General features: G+C 62.6%; 19 protein-coding genes and 1 pseudogene. 12 read left to right on the top strand and 8 right to left on the bottom strand.

The annotated features are described in order from the left end of the window. Nucleotides 1-47 precede the first annotated feature (47 nt). The 10 genes and pseudogenes from ACZYYX_RS24675 to ACZYYX_RS24630 all read left to right on the top strand — a co-directional run bounded on the left by ACZYYX_RS24675 (nt 48) and on the right by ACZYYX_RS24630 (nt 7,231). Nucleotides 48-707 carry an AzlC family ABC transporter permease gene (locus ACZYYX_RS24675; RefSeq protein ID WP_463817354.1) on the top strand — a complete coding sequence of 220 codons (660 nt, stop codon included), beginning with the start codon at nt 48-50 and terminating at the stop codon, nt 705-707. Further along, nucleotides 700-1,029: a branched-chain amino acid transporter permease gene (locus tag ACZYYX_RS24670; RefSeq protein WP_463817352.1), complete on the top strand. Its 330-nt coding sequence runs from the start codon at nt 700-702 to the stop codon at nt 1,027-1,029. Before ACZYYX_RS24675 ends, ACZYYX_RS24670 begins: the two co-directional genes overlap by 8 nt. A 77-nt stretch (nt 1,030-1,106) precedes the next feature. Further along, nucleotides 1,107-2,375 (top strand): HNH endonuclease signature motif containing protein, encoded by a 1,269-nt coding sequence (locus ACZYYX_RS24665; RefSeq protein ID WP_463817351.1) that lies wholly within the window; start codon nt 1,107-1,109, stop codon nt 2,373-2,375. After that, a pseudogene (locus ACZYYX_RS24660) lies at nt 2,263-2,637 on the top strand (recombinase family protein); the annotation flags it as partial. The gene ACZYYX_RS24665 and the pseudogene ACZYYX_RS24660, both read left to right, overlap by 113 nt. A gap of 65 nt (nt 2,638-2,702) precedes the next feature. After that, nucleotides 2,703-3,740 carry a recombinase family protein gene (locus ACZYYX_RS24655; RefSeq protein ID WP_463817350.1) on the top strand — a complete coding sequence of 346 codons (1,038 nt, stop codon included), beginning with the start codon at nt 2,703-2,705 and terminating at the stop codon, nt 3,738-3,740. Between the two features lie 408 nt (nt 3,741-4,148). Then, entirely contained in the window at nt 4,149-4,346 is a 198-nt protein-coding gene (locus ACZYYX_RS24650) for a hypothetical protein (RefSeq protein WP_463817349.1), read from the top strand. Continuing rightward, complete coding sequence (locus ACZYYX_RS24645; protein WP_463817347.1) at nt 4,343-4,507, top strand: hypothetical protein; 165 nt, start codon at nt 4,343-4,345, stop codon at nt 4,505-4,507. The genes ACZYYX_RS24650 and ACZYYX_RS24645 overlap by 4 nt, the downstream gene beginning before the upstream one ends. Further along, complete coding sequence (locus ACZYYX_RS24640) at nt 4,507-5,082, top strand: hypothetical protein (RefSeq protein ID WP_463817346.1); 576 nt, start codon at nt 4,507-4,509, stop codon at nt 5,080-5,082. The genes ACZYYX_RS24645 and ACZYYX_RS24640 overlap by 1 nt, the downstream gene beginning before the upstream one ends. 824 nt (nt 5,083-5,906) lie before the next feature. Further along, nucleotides 5,907-7,052 (top strand): phage major capsid protein, encoded by a 1,146-nt coding sequence (locus ACZYYX_RS24635; protein ID WP_463817345.1) that lies wholly within the window; start codon nt 5,907-5,909, stop codon nt 7,050-7,052. Between the two features lie 2 nt (nt 7,053-7,054). Next, complete coding sequence (locus tag ACZYYX_RS24630; protein ID WP_463817344.1) at nt 7,055-7,231, top strand: hypothetical protein; 177 nt, start codon at nt 7,055-7,057, stop codon at nt 7,229-7,231. A 199-nt stretch (nt 7,232-7,430) separates the two neighbouring features. On the opposite strand, the gene ACZYYX_RS24625 is transcribed toward ACZYYX_RS24630, so the two are convergent. From ACZYYX_RS24625 to ACZYYX_RS24600, 6 genes are all read right to left on the bottom strand, one after another. Continuing rightward, nucleotides 7,431-8,606, bottom strand: a complete 1,176-nt coding sequence (locus tag ACZYYX_RS24625; RefSeq protein ID WP_463817758.1) for a PIN-like domain-containing protein — start codon at nt 8,604-8,606, stop codon at nt 7,431-7,433. 131 nt (nt 8,607-8,737) lie between these two features. Next, nucleotides 8,738-9,022: a DUF732 domain-containing protein gene (locus ACZYYX_RS24620; protein WP_463817343.1), complete on the bottom strand. Its 285-nt coding sequence runs from the start codon at nt 9,020-9,022 to the stop codon at nt 8,738-8,740. A gap of 4 nt (nt 9,023-9,026) precedes the next feature. After that, complete coding sequence (locus tag ACZYYX_RS24615) at nt 9,027-9,233, bottom strand: excalibur calcium-binding domain-containing protein (protein WP_463817342.1); 207 nt, start codon at nt 9,231-9,233, stop codon at nt 9,027-9,029. A 257-nt stretch (nt 9,234-9,490) separates the two neighbouring features. Beyond that, nucleotides 9,491-10,069: a RipA family octameric membrane protein gene (locus ACZYYX_RS24610; RefSeq protein ID WP_463817341.1), complete on the bottom strand. Its 579-nt coding sequence runs from the start codon at nt 10,067-10,069 to the stop codon at nt 9,491-9,493. Next, nucleotides 10,066-10,380 (bottom strand): DUF7701 domain-containing protein, encoded by a 315-nt coding sequence (locus ACZYYX_RS24605; protein ID WP_463817340.1) that lies wholly within the window; start codon nt 10,378-10,380, stop codon nt 10,066-10,068. Before ACZYYX_RS24605 ends, ACZYYX_RS24610 begins: the two co-directional genes overlap by 4 nt. Beyond that, a complete protein-coding gene (locus tag ACZYYX_RS24600) occupies nt 10,359-10,739 on the bottom strand; it encodes a TIR domain-containing protein (protein WP_463817338.1) in 381 nt (126 codons plus the stop codon). The genes ACZYYX_RS24605 and ACZYYX_RS24600 overlap by 22 nt, the downstream gene beginning before the upstream one ends. A gap of 416 nt (nt 10,740-11,155) precedes the next feature. On the opposite strand from ACZYYX_RS24600, the gene ACZYYX_RS24595 reads away from it, so the two are divergent. Both ACZYYX_RS24595 and ACZYYX_RS24590 read left to right on the top strand, forming a co-directional pair. Beyond that, entirely contained in the window at nt 11,156-12,259 is a 1,104-nt protein-coding gene (locus ACZYYX_RS24595) for a hypothetical protein (RefSeq protein ID WP_463817337.1), read from the top strand. Between the two features lie 18 nt (nt 12,260-12,277). Beyond that, a complete protein-coding gene (locus ACZYYX_RS24590) occupies nt 12,278-12,619 on the top strand; it encodes a hypothetical protein (protein WP_463817335.1) in 342 nt (113 codons plus the stop codon). On the opposite strand, the gene ACZYYX_RS24585 is transcribed toward ACZYYX_RS24590, so the two are convergent. Continuing rightward, the gene (locus ACZYYX_RS24585) at nt 12,598-13,818 is read right to left on the bottom strand and encodes a cytochrome P450 (protein ID WP_463817334.1); all 1,221 of its coding nucleotides are present in this window, start codon (nt 13,816-13,818) and stop codon (nt 12,598-12,600) included. The two genes, ACZYYX_RS24590 and ACZYYX_RS24585, sit on opposite strands and share 22 nt — an antisense overlap. Before the next feature lie 16 nt (nt 13,819-13,834). Then, entirely contained in the window at nt 13,835-14,575 is a 741-nt protein-coding gene (locus tag ACZYYX_RS24580; RefSeq protein WP_463817333.1) for an SDR family NAD(P)-dependent oxidoreductase, read from the bottom strand. Nucleotides 14,576-14,591 lie beyond the last annotated feature (16 nt).

The raw sequence follows: 14,591 nt of genomic DNA, 5'->3' as shown, positions 1-14,591 counted from the left end.
CATGAAAAGCTAGCGTCTCGTCAGACGATCGGAGGAGGTGTTCGACGATGCGGCGTGTGCTGGCCCTGGTCGCGCCCCTCGGTCTGGCGTTCATCCCGCTGGGTATGGCGCTGGGCTTTCTGGTGGTGCATGCCGGGTTGGCCTGGTGGTGGGCGCCGGTGTTCGCCGGGGTGATCTATGCGGGATCGCTGGAGTTCCTGATGGTGGCGCTGGTGGCGGGCGGTGCTCCCGTCGCGACCGTCGCGCTCACCACGCTGGTGGTCAATTCCCGGCACATCTTCTATGCGCTGTCCTTCCCGCTGCACCGGGTGCGCGGGCTGGCGGCGAAGCTCTACAGCACCTACACGCTCTCCGACGAGGCGTATGCCGTCGCGGTCAGTCCGCAGGCGGCGGGGTGGACGACCCGTCCGATCCTGTTCATGCAGTTGATGTTTCATCTGTTGTGGATGACCGGAGCGGCTCTGGGCGGTCTGCTGGGGGAGGTGCTGCCGATCGATCGGCTCGTTGGCCTGGACTTCGCGCTGACCGCGCTGTTCATCGTCCTGGGCATCGAGGCCTACCGGCAGCGGCCCGATCCGGTCACGGCCGCTCTGGCGATGCTGTGCGCCGCGGGGGCGTGGCTGGTGGTGCCCGGCCAGATGCTGGTGTGCGCGTTCGCCGCATTCACCGTGATGTTGCTGCTGCGACGACGGACCAGGCATGCCTGACACCGGGTACATGGCCTTGCTCGTGGGCGTGAGCGCGGCGGTGACGTGGGCTCTGCGTGCGTTGCCGTTCGCGGCACTGGCGCCGATGCGGCACAGCGCCGTGGTGCGCTACCTCAGCGTGCACATGCCGGTGGGCGTGATGGTGATGTTGGCGCTGTACTCGGTGAAGACGGTGGTGGGGGACACCGCGCTGCAGCTGCTGTGGCTGGCCGTGGCGGTTGCAGTGACGGTAGGGCTGCAGCTGTGGCGCGGGCAGGCGCTGCTGAGCATCCTCGTCGGGACGGCGTGCTACGTGACGTTGATGACGGTGTGGGGCGGCTGAGCTCTCACCGCTGAGTTATCCACAGGCGCAAAACTTTGCGTCGAGGGGTGTCACCCCATCCCGGTAATATCGAACACATGTTCGACAATAATCCGGCGACGTTGATTGATGTGATGGCTTCGGCTGCGCGTGCGGAGTCGGCGGAGATCGCGCGGCGCTTGGGGGCGGTCGCGAGCTTGTATCGGCGGCGGTGCCGGGATTACGAGGAGGCTCAGTTCTGGTTCACCGATGTCTTCGAGGCGGTGGCTGCTGAGGTGTCGGCGGCGCAGAACATCAGTCGTGATCGGGCGATTCATCAGGTGCGGCAGGCGGTGTCGCTGTGGGAGCGGCTGCCGGAGGTGGCGGCGGTGTTCGCCCGTGGGGACATCGACTTCCGGATGGTGCAGATCATCATCACCCGCACCGACAATGTGCTCGACGAGGTGGTGGCCGACCTCGATCGCTCGTTGGCTGCTCAGGTGCACAAGTGGATGCGGCTGTCGAAGCCGAAACTGCGGGATCGCATCGATATGTGGGTCGCTGAGCATGATCGGGCGGGAGTGCGGGTTCCGCCGATTGTGGAGGAGAACCGCTATATCGAGGTGGAGCCGCATCCGAACGCGGCGGGGATGGCGGTGATCAGTGGGGTGCTGGGTGCTGCTGATGCCGATGCCATCGATCAGCGCCTGAACCTGATCGCGGATTCGGTGTGTCCGAATGATCCTCGGTCGAGGCGGCAGCGTCGAGCGGAAGCGGCCGGTGCGCTGGGGCGGCTCGAGGGGTCGTTGCCGTGTCAGTGCGGGTCGGCTGATTGCACTGCGGCGACGGTGCGGGAGTCGGCGGCGCAGGTGGTGATTCACGTGCTGGCTGAGCAGAAGACGCTCGACGGCGGCAGTGACCGGCCGGGGTATCTGTCGGGGTTCGGTGTGCTGCCCGCGGAGTCGGTGCGCACGATAGCGAAGACGGCGACGGTCAAGCCGGTGCGTGTTCCCGGCGCGGACGCCGAACCGGGGTATCGGCCATCGGCGGCGCTGCGGGATTTCCTGCAGTGGCGGGATTTGACGTGTCGTTTCCCGGGTTGCGATCGGCCGGTGGCGGGTTGCGATGTGGACCATACGACGCCGTGGCCGTTCGGGCTCACGCATCCCTCGGGGCTCAAACACTTTTGCCGGACACATTGTCGGTTGCCCGTTATACGTTCCAGCTATGACATCGACCCCGGCAGCACCACTCCGCGCCGCCTGCTACCTCCGCATCAGCTCCGACCCCACCGACAAGCGACAGGGTGTAGAACGCCAGCGAGAAGACACCGCCTCCCTCTGCGAGGTCAAGGGATGGTCGATCGCCGAGTACTACGTCGACAATGACCGCAGCGCCAGCAATGGCAAATCACGCCCTGAATGGGATCGTTTGCTCAACGATGTTCGGGACGGGAAGATTCACGCCATCGCCGCGTGGGACCAGGACCGCGGCTGGCGCATGATGAGCGAGCTGGAGAGCCTGCGGGCCTTCTTTACCTCGGTCGGTCGACAGATCCCGCTGGCCACCACGCAGCAGGGCGACATCGACCTCTACTCACCGACGGGAATCCTCGCCGCGCAGATCAAGACCGCGGTGTCCGAGCACGAGATTGCCATGATGCGCACTCGGCAGCTCCGAGCTGCCCGCCAGAAGGCCGAGCAGGGCAAGCCGCAGTGGAGACGCGCGTTCCGTTCGGCTACGTCCGCGACACCCGCGAACTCCACCCCGAGACCGCGCCGTGGGTGCAGAAGGTCTATGCCCACATCCTGGCCGGTGGCAGTGTCAGCGACGGAGCCCGCATGCTCAACGAGGCCGGCGCTCTCGCCGAACGATGGGTTCATCCCCGCGACGACAACGGCGAGGTGATCGATGGCGCCGACATGGAGTGCATTCGTAGTCCGTGGTCGCCCAGCACGTTGTCGCTGTTCCTGCGCAAGCCCCGCAACGTCGGGCTACGCGACCACAACGACGTCATCGTGCTCGACCAGCACGGTCAGCCCGTCAGGGGCACCTGGCCGGCGCTGGTCGATGAGACCACCTGGTACGCGGTGCAGGAGATCCTCAACACCCCCGGCCGTGCTCCCGGCCCGAAATCGGTGCGCCGGCACAACCTCACCGGCGTCATGCGCTGCGGGAAGTGCGGGACAGGGCGCCTCAACGGCACGTGGGCCAAGCCCCGCAAGGCCTCGGGGATCACCGGCCACGAGATCGCGTACACCTGCAAGAACTGCCGCGGTTGCGCCATCCGCGCCGACGACGTCGAGCCGCTGCTCTACGAGATCGTCGGCGAGCGGCTCGGCAGGGCGGATGCTGTAGATCTGCTGGTGGACAAGGCGCACGACAGTGCGCAAGCCCAGCGGATGCGCGAGCAGAAGAACGCGCTCGCCGCCAGCGACGCGAAGGCGTGGCAGGACTACACCGACGATCTGATCGACGGCACCCTGTACGCCGCGAAGATCGAGCGCAACCGGCAGAAGCGCGACGAGCTGGACCGCCTCGTGCAGGACCAGAAGCGGCTGCGCATCCTCGATGGTCTGCCGCTAGGAGATCGACGGGGGATGACCCAGGCATTGAAGAACTCGACCCCCGACCGCTTCCGCGCGGTGCTCGATCTCCTGCTCGACATCACGGTCCTTCCTGTCGGCAGGGGCTCCCACACCCGGCGGTTCAACCCCGACCGAGTCCGCAACGGTCTCGTGTGGAAGGTGTGACGCCATTTCCGCCAAAGCGATCGAGAAGAAGATCAAGGAGAAGATCAACCTGGACACCGAGAAGTTCCGAACGACGTCCGCGGACGGGGGACAAGGCGTGCGCGCGCAACTTCCTGCCCTGACGACGACAAGTAGTTGCTGATTTTCGTCGAGATGTTGGGACCTCGGCTCCGCCAAGAAGCTCAAGCCGGGCGCCTAGATGCTTCGAGGTCGCCAACACCAAGATGATGTCGGGGTTCGCCCGCAACTCGGGCGCCCAGATGCGCGAGGTGGGTGCCGAAGACGGATTCTTTCCCCCGATCCGCAACCTCGGCGAGTGTGGGAGGCACTCAGCAAATCGAACATACATTCGAATTCTCAATCTTCTTGGGACCCTGCCCTGTCGGTTGGGGGTTATTGAATCACCGGGTGACTAACACACACGACCCCACCACGACGTGGGGCAACACCGAGATGACCACCACCGAGATGCACGACTACGTCCGCGCGATCGTGGACGACGCGCCACCACTCAGCGACGGCCAGCGAGCAAAGCTCGCCGAGCTGCTGCGGCCGATCCGCGAGGCGGGGCTGATCACCAGGGGCGACGTCGCGCTGGCGCGATGACCGCACCCGACGACGGGATCGACATCCCCGACACTCGACGGCCAACCCCGCGGCTCTCGGTGTCTTCCCCTGCTACTTCCATGACACTTCCAACCAACGAACCGCGAGACCTGCCCATGCACCGCATCGACACCGCCCTGCCCCTGCCTGAGGCCGCCTGATGGGCCGCCCGCGGGAATACCTGACCATCCCCGGCACCGACGGCTACAACATCCACCCGAGCACCATGACGGTTCGAGACAAGCACGGGAACAAACTTGCCCGCCTTGATGGCGGCGGGTACCCGCAGGTGAAAATCCGCGGCGCGCTGTACGACGTGGACGAACTCCTCCGTCGTGCACTCGGCGAGGCGCCGACCGACTACCTCCCGGTACAAGGAGCACCGTGCATCGTCCACCCGCACACGGCGCGGGTGCGTGACCTGAAGGGCCGGTTCGTCCCGCAGAAAGACTACGGCGGCCACCCCCAGGTGACGATCAATCTGCATACCTTCTATGTCGATGAGCTGGTGTTCCGCGCCGTGCATGGCACCAGCCCGAACTATGTTCGGGACCCAGCTACACGCGCTTGGCACGAAACCGTGCTCGTCCACCTCAACGGCGATCCGGGCGACTGCGACATCGACAACCTCCAGAGACAGCTGGCCGACAGCAACTCGCACCTGGACTATTTCCGCCGGATGATGATGCAACCGCTCGCAAGCTCAAATCGTCAGCGCCTGAGGCGGATTGCATGATGTACAACGCCTGGACTGACTCCGAGAATCTGCGCAGCACAGGGTGAACTTGGCGGGGGCGGGCCGATCATCGGCCCGCCCCACCAGGCGTATCACGCAGATTCAGCACGTCGCCCGAAATACCAACGGTAGGACCGGGCTGAGTTTCTCGTAGTTCCTCCGATGCGGATTGTTAGACTGGAAGGGAGCTTCGGCAGAGACGAAGGCACTTGGCCTATCGATCATCAAATCAGTAACCAATGGTAGCGATCATCGATCTCAGTGCCATCGCTCGTCTCTTGCGAATTCTTCTGTCTCCCTTGACCTTTGAGTCTGGGTACCCCAGAGATCCAATAACCAACGATAGGCGCGCGCGAGACGCCCCAAGCCCCGTCTCTGCTCTTGACGCTATTCGCGCAGGTGAATCCCCATCCCACCAATGACGCGGGAAAGCCGCGGCGATAAGCGTCGTCTTTGACGTTCGACATGGTCAACCCCCTACACCTGCTCCACCACTTCCGACACCTGCCGCCGGCAATCCGAAGTTCTTCGACACGCCGGCTTCCCGCACCGGACAGAGCGAATCCCGCTCTCGTGTAGGTCCCTTTCCAGATCCTCCCCGGTGTCTTCTATCCACCCCCCTCCTGTTCGTCGCTTCTAGCGGTGCACGGGACCCCGAATTTGCCCCGCTATAGACGCGGCGCATCCGGACCGCCGCCACCTGGCACTGGTGGCCGCGGGTCCACACCCTCACTGCGTCGGCGCGGGTTGGCACTGCCCCCGACGCACCCGCTGGCACTGCGGGCTTCCAACTCTCCAGAAAACGAAAGAACGAACACCTCAACATGAATGAAAGAATTGACCGACTCCACGCGATCAAGGCGCAGCACCTAGCCGAACGCTCCGCGATCCTCGCCAAGGTCAAATCCGAGCAACGCGCCAACCTCACCCCCGCGGAGACCCGCACATTCAAAGAACTCGTCGCCGCCGTCAAGGACATCGACGAGCAAATCAGCGACGCACAGGCGGAGGAGCACCGCTCGGGCCGACTCAATCCGGCGAACCGCGACACATTCCGCAGCACCACCCTCGACAACGCAAGCTGGGCGACTCGCGCCGCCAAGACGCTTCTACCCGTCGAGTCCCGCGCCGTCACCTCGGGGTCGTGGGAAGTTCCCACCCTCGTCGACCCGGCGATCACCCCAAAGTCGCGGCCAGCGCGGCTGATTGATCTCCTGGTCAATCGAAGCGCACTGTCCAGCAACGTATTCGAGTATCTTCGACAGACGCTCCGCACCAATAACGCCGCCCCCGTACCCGACGGCGCGACGAAGCCAACCTCGATCTTCACGCTGGCCCCGGTCACCGATCGAGCACGGGTTATCGCGCACCTCTCCGAGGCGTTTCCCATTCGCTACTTTGCTGACGCCGCGGATGTAGTCCGGTTCCTTGAGGTGGAGATGAGCGAGGGGGTGCTCGCGGCACTCGAAGCGCAGGTCATCGCAGGCACAGGCACCGGTGAGAACCTCGCCGGGATTTTGAACGTCGCCGGAACAACCCAAATCGCCTACAGCACAGACGTTGTGACGACGATCCGCAAGTCCTACACGGCCCTGCAGTCAATTGGCGTGGTTCCCACGGCCATCGTCCTCAATCCTGCTGACGCGGAGGCAATTGACCTCACCCGTGAAGGGACCGGCGGTGTGGGATTCCTGCTCGACGGCTACCAGCACGGCACCGCCGGCAGCGCGAACGTGTTCGGCGACTCATCGGTGGTGCAGCGGGTGGTCAGCCCCAGCGTCCCCGCGGGTGTTGCGGTGCTGGCCGACTGGAATGCCATCCGCCTGTACACACGCCAGGAGATGACGATCGACATCGACACCAGCGGCACGCTGTTCGACACCAACACCGCGAAGATGCGCGCCGAGATCCGAGTTGGGCTTGGGCACCTGCATCCCGCTTCGATCGCGATCGCCGATCTGACCGCCTGACAATGGATCTCGATGGGTACATAGCGATCGAAGACGCCGCGGCACATATGGGCATTTCCAAAACCGAGGTGATGAACCTCGTTCGCCATCGCATACTCCGCGCTGCTGATCTCGGCATGGGCTTGGTCTACGTCGAGCCGGCGATCGTCAGCGGAGTCGCTATCCCGACCGAGGCGTAAACCTCTCGACCTCGGGGCCACGATCGGACGTATCCATTGCGCACGAGTCCGGTCCCGACCACGCCGCCACGCCCACAGCACAGGACTTTGATTCCCTTTCACCCGTGCCGCGGGACCAAGCCCCGGTTCAATGCCAGGAACGCTCCCCGAATTCGGCGGGCGTTTGAGCCGGGGCCGTGGCGTGCTTGTTCGGATCGGGTCATGGTGCGCCCTCTGGCGTTTGTTCATCCATACCGGGTTCTCGGGCCGAATTGCGCTGAAGTTCATCCTGAGCGGACCTGAATTGGCGAATCGTCTCAAGAAAGCTCTGATAGGGGGGTTCGCCCGATTCTCGCTGGTGTCGATCTACCGACGCAATGACATTGTTTAAGTATTCACTCTCAATACCATGTGCCGATCGACGGTAATTCGGTGAATTTAGAGTGGCGATTAAATCCGCTGCCCATGATGGGTTCGCGGCTACACTTGCCTGCGCAACACTGCGGAGCTCCGCAAGCGATATTGTATTTCGACCAGGTTGAGAAATTCGCTCAACAGAACTTATCGTCGAGTCTTCCACGTCAGCGCCAAGATATCGGTTCGCGAGAGCGAGAAAAGAGCTCAGGGAATTATGGTGGTAAGGATGTTCGGCGCATGCCGCGCGCATTTCTGCAATGAGTTCCGCTCGCGGTCCCATCTTTCGACCAGCGACCGTTGTGGTCCAATCTTCCTTTTCGTCATTCGTTACGAATAGCAGCGGCCGGTCGCCGACGCTCATTCGATCAACCAGTTCTGCCCACACAAGGTAGTCACCCGCGGGGTCACTCTTGCTTTTCGCGTCTTTGTATCCAGGTGGAGCCTGTTTGGCGATGCGTCTATCTGCCTCCTTAATGCGTTCGGCAAGCTGTTCGCTACTGGGCTTCGATCCCATCTGATCGTCTCCAATGATGCGATCGAGCGCAGTCCGCACGGGGTCGTCCTCATGCACGTCATCCAGGCTAAGAACATGTTCTTTACGGATCTTCGCGACAGCTTTCTCGAACTTCTTGCGCGCCTTCTCCGCGGCCTGTGCAACCTGCTTACGCATGTCGGGATCGCGCAGGCTGTCAAGGGTGGCTCGGGGTATCTCGAACTCCGAAGCGATTTTGCCGAATAGATTCTCATTATCAGCCGCGACTTTCAGGCGGTTCTTTTGATACTCGTAGGCGGCCTGGTACGGAATAAACAGCCGGTCACGGACATCTTCCAGCACCGAAAATATCTGCTCCCGCTGATCGCGACCGACGCGATAGAGATCAAGCATCACGTTAGCGTCGATCGCGATCGTACCTGTCGTGATAATCGATTCGAGGGCTGCCTCATCATGGCGATACCACTCGGGAAAGCTCGAATTCATGCCCACCGCTTCGTCCTTTGCGACGCTTTGAGGGGGGTGCATCCCCGTCCTGAACACACAATAGTTAGGGTTGCTGACAGGCGGCATACACGTGCCAGAGTGCGTACGAGGTCCGTCCGCCTGCTAGTTCGTTAGTTCAGCAGGTACAGGTAATCCGGGCACAGATAATTGATCGAAGCTGCGATCCACGCGGCGTTGTTCTGCTGATGCAGAGAGCTGTACACACGATTCACAGTGGCGCCCGCTTCGAACATGCCGCAGATCGCCTGTCCAAGGTCGATGATCTCGTACTCCACACCGTCGGTATCTTCACCTCGGCTGGCGAGGTAGTTGACGAATTGTTGAGAGTCGGCCTGCGCGGGTGCCGCCACTGTCAGGGCTATCCCGATGCCCGCGGCGAGCAGCCCGATCTGCACACGACTAGCTTTCACAGCCGATACCGTCGCTGTCCTTGTCCAGCCAGGGTCCGTAGTACGGCGATGAGGACGGGATGTCCTGATAGCCAGCGGCCCGCGCCGCGGTGCAGTTCTTGAACGGCGTAGACCCGGGCTGAGCGTTCGCCGCGGCGGCCCCTCCCAACGCAACCGCACCGATGAATGAGCCGACGATCAATGCGCGTAAAATCATTGTCCCCCCAAGTATTTCGTATGCTTTCCCCGCCCCGCAGGAGAGCTTAGCGCCGACCGAACGCCTTCGTGGCAGAATTTGCCATATTTGCGCTGAGCGGGCTCGATCGCGCAGCAGGTCTCGGCGACGCAGTGGCGATCAACCCCACCGCCCCTACCCGGGGGCGGGTCGGAACTTCCCGAGTTTGGACCGGGGAGACATGCTGTCGCCGGACTATTTCGCCGGGAGCGTTCGAACGACACATGTGCGCGCTTGACTCACCGACAAATCAGCGCTCGGACGATCGCGACAGCGTCAATGACGAACACGATTGAATAGATTGCGATGAATGCCGATGGAACCCAAGTCTCGCGCGAAGTAAAACTGCGGTACTTCTGCGGATTTTTTCCCTCGTCTAGCGCTTTCCACTCTGCCAAATATACGGCTACGGGCAGCAGCTCTTCGATCCGATTAATGACATCAAATTTTCCTTTGTTTAGCTGCCCAAAAGAATGTATGAGGCTCCGCCATGCGATTGCCAGCACTAATCCTGTGACAGTAAGAATGAGAAAACCCCATTTACGGAATTCGGCTGGCGTGCCATTGCCCAGCAATAATCCCGTGGCTGTGAGGACCGCACCGTTGGCAGTCAGAAAGAATGTATTTACGGTTTGTCGACGGTTGACCAAAGACTCCGAGCTCGCGACCATCAGTTTGTAGAGATCGATCGATCGCCCAAGGTCATCGGAAGCGGCCTTCTTTCCGAGCGGAAAGAGTGTTCCGTCAATGGGGTTGTCTCCGGGAGGTTTATCCTCACCGGCGCCGTCGGCCACCCCCGGATTCTCGCTGCCGGTCACTGATGGCAACCAAGCGTCGAGGAAATATGTCGTATTGCCTCCACATAAACGGCATCCTCGGCGGCAGTGGCCGTGTCAAGTTCCCTGTACGGTAGCAACGCGCCGTGTTCGGCATCGATGCCGAGCATCCACGCGACCCACGCATTGTGCACATCGGCCGCGTCCACGAGGTTGCCCTTGGCTAGAGCCAGGACTGCGTAGATTCGAAATAGCGTGTGCGTGTCTTCGTCAGGGAGGTCCGATTTTGGAACCCGCTCACGAATCTGGCGAGCGATTTCATCCAGATAATTTACCCCCATGTCGCCAACCACTTGATTATCTGGTCGAAGTCCCAGCGAATTACATTGCTCGAACTCAGTCCCGCTGGAATTTGATGAGTTTTGTCATGATGAATTTGGATGCCAAAGATTGCATTATTTTGACGAATGGTCTCAGCGATTTCCCACACCACTGCGTCGGACTGGTAGGTAGTCGGGCCGATTAGTACGATGGTGCCGGCGGTGAGCGCTATGCGCGCACTACACTTTGTTTTCCATGAAGAATCCCACGGATTCTGCACCGAGTAGTCAACGAATTCTATGTCGTTGCGTTCATCCTTAGCCTGCTGTACTAAGAATTTGCGTGCCCAATCGTCTTCCATCTGAAAACTTACAAAGGCCCGTGGTGCCATTACTGTGCCTCTCAATCGAGTAACATTTGACCGCTCTCGTTCATGAAGATGATTTGACGAGTTCCGTCGCGGGTTTGCACCCCAGTCATTCGAAACGATAGCGGTTAGAACTATCGTAGTCGCCGCGATGCCGGTCCGATGTACCCCGTCCCCGGAATAAAAGTGTGCTGAAGCCGCGGTTGACCATTGGGGGTAGGAGAGGCGCGAGCCGTAGGGGTCGACGCATCTATAGAGGCCATCAGGTGATGCCACATTTTGCATGTTGGCTCTCCTGCAGGTGCTGCCGCAGCGTTCTCACGATTCGTCTCCTTCCGACATGGCCGTCCGATAACCGTTCCGCACGCAGCAATGAACTTGCTGTCGCTTAACGACCGGGATCACCGGCGAAGGACAGTCTCCGTTGCGATGATGTTCTGGTGACAGAGACGTTGCGACCATTCGAAGGCCACTTCGTGGTCGGCGGTTCAGGCCTGTATGTGACTAACAACTGCTTAGGTCAGGTAATCGAGTCGCGCACGATGAGTCACGACCTCACCATCGGCCTACCGCAAGTCAATAAAAGACCGGACCCATTCCCGCCTGAGGTGCGGCGACATTTAGATACGCCACCCGCGGCGCCGCGAAACCTCCTGCCGCCGGATTGGACCTACGGTCCCCGGGACGCGTCGGAGCGCGCAGAGGAAGAACACATGATGTACCCCGTTTGGGGTGGAGTCCTGGACGACGGCCGGGCCACTGTGGTTTACCCCGAGACCGCACGAGACTGCGCCGTGGTTTTTCGCTGCCGATTTGCCACGAAACTAGCCGCGGTTGGCGACGATGAGTTCGAGACGACCGCACAGACGTTTCTTGGTGAGCTCGATGACTACTGGACCCGCTTTACGTCGTGGGTCGGCATTCTGACTGGGCAGGATTTCGTTGGTCTTGGTGGAGACTCCGGCGGCCTTACTCGCACGCGTCCGCTCTTCACGTGGACGGGTGATGAGGGTCGGCAGAGGATGGACGTCAAATGGCGATACTCTCCGCCACCCAGTGGGGGATTTCCCCAACGCCAGCTTCGGTTGGAGGAGCTGCAGACGTGCGCCTCAATCGCCAGCACTCATACACCTCCCGCCGAATGGCTGCTGATCCGCGATGCTCGTTCGCTCTTGAGGGCCGGGCAGAACCGCCGCGCGATTATTGATGCCGGCACTGCCGCGGAGGTAGCGATGACGACGCTGATCGACAGGTACCTCGTCGCCGACGGTGTCACGGAGCCGGTCAGGAAAGCACTGGCGAAGAAATATGGGGCGTTGGAAGGTCGCGAGTCGCTGATCCGGATATTGAGGCCCGGTGTTCTGTCAGACCAGCTAAAACGAGATTTGATCACCCCGCGCAACAGGGCAACTCATGCTGGCCGTGAATACACCGGTGCGGAGGCAGAGGCCGCGGTCGAGATGTCAACCACAATCGTCGAAGCGGCGCACCCGTTTGCCGGCTTGCTTTCAGGAGACGGCGCGATGGCTATGAAACGTTGTTAAGCAAGCCGTAGACATCATTTGATCAAGACGTTCTACACCGGTGTCAACGGCTGGACCGATGGGCAGCGCCCTGATGGGTCGATCGTGCTCAGGTCGCCGACGGGTCACGTGTACGTCACCGAGGCGTTCGGGGGCCTGTTGTTCCCCGGGCTGGCCACACCGACGGCGACGATCACTACCGCGACGCCGACCGAATCCACCGATCGCGCCGCGATGATGCCGATGCGCACCAGAACCCGCGAACAGGATCGCCGAGCACGCATCAGACAAGAACGGCAACAGCGCCTCGACCTCGACGCCGAACTCGAACGACAACGACAAGCCAGGCTCGCCGAAACCTATGAGCCGGCCCCGTTCTGAACGGACAAGGTCAGCGCCTCCAGGCGCCGCACGAGCAGGCTGGGCAGCCACCGAGCCTGCCCCATGGCGCGCACATCATCCGTGCGCCTGAGCAGGTGTTCGAGCACGAGTCGAGTCTCGAGGCGCGCCAGTGCGGCACCGACGCAGAAGTGTGCCCCGCGGCCGAATGCGAGGTGGCTCTTGCTGTCTTGACGATCGATGCGGAACTCGCCGGGCGATTCGACATGGGCCGGGTCGCGGTTGGCCGCGCCCCACAGCAGAACCAATCGCGCGCCGGCACGCAGCCGATAACCATGGAGTTCGCAGTCGCGTAGCACGTGCCGATAGTGGCCGCGGAATGGTGGCTCGACGCGCAGCACCTCTTCGATGAACGGCGTCATGAGCGCGGGATCGTCGCGGAGCCGCCGCTGCAAGTCGGGCCGGGTGGCCAGGATGTAGGTCGCCGAGCCGATCAATGACGCAGTCGATTCACCGCCCGCGCTGAACAACGTCACCATGATGACCTGTGCGGTGACGGCGTCGACATCGCCTGCCGCGCAGGCCGAAGCCAGGTCGGCCAGCAGCGTGCCCGCCGGTGCCGGCCGGTCGAGCAGGCCCGCGATGTACGTCGCGAGTTCGCCGACGGCTGCGCCGGCCGCGGCCAGTTCTTCGGGGCCGACCAGACCTTCCAGCAGCTGCGTGCTCGCATAGCCCCACGCCGTCAGCCGGTCGACGTCCGAGTCGGGGACTCCGATCAGCCGGCACACCACCATCATCGGTAACCGGTTGGCAATGGCCGACATCCACTCCATCCGGTCCCCGTCGAGCGCCGCATCCCACAACCGCGCGACCGTGGCAGTGACGAACGCTTCGAGCTCGCGGATGCGCTTGGCCGCCAGGTGGGGGACGAGCAGCTTGCGGTGGGCGGCGTGCACGGGATCGTCGGCGATCGCGAGCACCTGGGTCGGACCGCCGATCTCGTCCATGCCGAAGACGCCGACGGTCCCGTCCGGCTGATACAGCATCGTGCCGGTCAGATTCGACGAGAAGTCCTCGTGACGGCTCACCGCCTCGGTGACCGCGGCCCAGGAGCAGACGGCATGGAAGTCGGAGTTCCCGATGCGGTGCACCGGACCGGCGGCGTGCATCCGCGCATACAGCGAATACGGATCCTGGATCGCCTCCTCGCTGAACAGCTCCGCGCCGAGATCGCCGGTCACGACCGGAAACCCTGACTCAGCCCGCGCCCTTGCCGTTGTCGACGCGGTAGACCGCGCCGTGGATCGCGGCTGCGTCGTCGCTGGCCAGGAACGCGATCACCTTCGCGACGTCTTCGGTGGCCATGAATCCACGTGGCGACGCGATGCGCATGATGAGATCCCAGTCGGCGTTCTCGGGCGCCTCGAACTCAGTGGCCTGAGCGGTCGGCATGCCGCCGGGGCACACCGCGTTGACGCGCAGCTTCTCCTTGGTGAACTCGATCGCCAGCGCCCGCGTCAGACCGACCAGTCCGTGCTTGGCCGCACAGTAGCCGGCGGAGTACACCTCGCCCTCGACGCCGGCGATCGATGACACGTTGACGATGTTGCCGCCCGATGCGAGCAGGTGCGGCAGCGCAGCCCGGCACAGCGCGAACGGCGCCGTCAGGTTCACCGCGAGGTCGACGTCCCAGTCCTCGTCGGTCATCGACGCGGTGTGCCGCATCTTGTGAAATCCCGCGATGTTGGCGAGCACGTTGAGGCGGCCGAACCGCTCGACGCAGTTCGCGACCGCCGCCGCGCACGCCTCACGCGAGGAGATGTCCACCGAGGCGAACGCGCTGCCGGGCAGGTCGGCGAACACCTCGCCCATTCGCGTTGCGTCCCTGGCGATTCCGAACACCGTCGCACCCTGTTCGGCGAACAACCGGGCGGTCGTCGCGCCCAAGCCCGCTGACGCACCGGTGACCAACGCGACCTTGCCGCTGAGCTGACCCATGACTGCACCCTCTCAC

The organism is Mycobacterium sp. IDUB_1, from assembly GCF_055419625.1.
The sequence above is the reverse complement of the archived record's forward strand: the minus strand, read 5'-3'. Positions and strand labels throughout refer to the sequence as shown.

Excerpts from the sequence above, each read along its gene's own strand:
- ACZYYX_RS24675 (WP_463817354.1), top strand. The coding sequence starts at position 48 with ATGCGGCGTGTGCTGGCCCTGGTCGCGCCCCTCGGTCTGGCGTTCATC.
- ACZYYX_RS24670 (WP_463817352.1), top strand. The coding sequence starts at position 700 with ATGCCTGACACCGGGTACATGGCCTTGCTCGTGGGCGTGAGCGCGGCG.
- ACZYYX_RS24665 (WP_463817351.1), top strand. The coding sequence starts at position 1,107 with ATGTTCGACAATAATCCGGCGACGTTGATTGATGTGATGGCTTCGGCT.
- ACZYYX_RS24645 (WP_463817347.1), top strand. The coding sequence starts at position 4,343 with ATGACCGCACCCGACGACGGGATCGACATCCCCGACACTCGACGGCCA.
- ACZYYX_RS24640 (WP_463817346.1), top strand. The coding sequence starts at position 4,507 with ATGGGCCGCCCGCGGGAATACCTGACCATCCCCGGCACCGACGGCTAC.
- ACZYYX_RS24635 (WP_463817345.1), top strand. The coding sequence starts at position 5,907 with ATGAATGAAAGAATTGACCGACTCCACGCGATCAAGGCGCAGCACCTA.
- ACZYYX_RS24630 (WP_463817344.1), top strand. The coding sequence starts at position 7,055 with ATGGATCTCGATGGGTACATAGCGATCGAAGACGCCGCGGCACATATG.
- ACZYYX_RS24625 (WP_463817758.1), bottom strand. The coding sequence starts at position 8,606 with ATGAATTCGAGCTTTCCCGAGTGGTATCGCCATGATGAGGCAGCCCTC.
- ACZYYX_RS24615 (WP_463817342.1), bottom strand. The coding sequence starts at position 9,233 with ATGATTTTACGCGCATTGATCGTCGGCTCATTCATCGGTGCGGTTGCG.
- ACZYYX_RS24600 (WP_463817338.1), bottom strand. The coding sequence starts at position 10,739 with ATGGCACCACGGGCCTTTGTAAGTTTTCAGATGGAAGACGATTGGGCA.
- ACZYYX_RS24580 (WP_463817333.1), bottom strand. The coding sequence starts at position 14,575 with ATGGGTCAGCTCAGCGGCAAGGTCGCGTTGGTCACCGGTGCGTCAGCG.